This is a genomic window from Enterocloster alcoholdehydrogenati, assembly GCF_013282095.1.
GTDB lineage: Bacteria > Bacillota > Clostridia > Lachnospirales > Lachnospiraceae > Enterocloster > Enterocloster alcoholdehydrogenati.
Map to the genome: position 1 here is coordinate 1 of NZ_BLTJ01000039.1, position 946 is coordinate 946.

Consider the following 946-nt stretch of genomic DNA (forward strand, 5'->3'; position numbering starts at 1 on the left):
AAATGGCAAGCAATTCGGGTGTGGCCACACTCCGAAATTTTTGCTGGCCGCAGGCCCGCAAAAATGCTTGTTGGGGAGCTCCCCAAACCCGCTGAACTTCGGGACAAATTGTCCCAAAGTCCCGGCGCTATGCGCCTGTTGTCTGCGGCCTGTCGCTATCGCTCCTGGGCCTTATTTTCCCGCCCGTCCGTCACGCCGAGCAGATGATCAATGTTCGCCTTGACCGCCACAGCCTGCCGCATATCCGCCTGGGCCTTGCGGTATTCCGCATAGAGGGCTTTTTTCTTTCCCGCCAATTCCTGGCGGGACTTTTTCATATCCGCCATCTTTGGCAGTTTTGCACCGTCCAAAAGCTCATTCATAGTAGCCCGGGCCGCTCGGTAAGTGGCAAGCTCCGCCTCATGCTCCGACAGATATTTTTTACTGTACCGGGCCGCCTTGTAACCGTCAAACACAGGCCGGGTTTTTGCGTAGTCCACAGTAGCCGCCATGAGCCCGGTGGTCTTTTCCAGCGCCGCCTCCGTTTGCCGCAATTCCTCGGACAGCGCATGAAAACACTCTACCGCCTTTTCTGTACTGACCGCCAGCGCCTCATAGTCCATTAGATCATTTTCCCGCAGGTACTGGAGCGCAGCAGCCATCTGTTTCAGATTGTAAACCTTGGCCCACCGTTCATAGGCCGGGCCCTTGCCCTGTGCCATGCGCTCTTGAATGTCTATAATCAGATTGACACGCCGGGCAGGAGCCGGGGCCTCCTGCGGGAGCTCCGGGATCGGACGCTCCCCGGCAATCACAGCCCGGATGTCCTCGGGATCAAAACCATCCCCGAGAGTGGATGCCCGCAGGCGGGTGGGCTTATCCTGTCCGGGAGCAAGAAAGGAGATCACACCGCCACGGCCATGCTTTACCAGAAAGCCGGACTCCTCCATGAGCCTCAGAAACGCCG

The 946-nt window shown here is 58.1% G+C and carries 1 pseudogene; it reads right to left on the minus strand.

The window, feature by feature from the left end:
* Nucleotides 1-155: 155 nt before the first annotated feature.
* A pseudogene (locus HW447_RS17805) lies at nt 156-946 on the minus strand (relaxase/mobilization nuclease domain-containing protein); the annotation flags it as partial.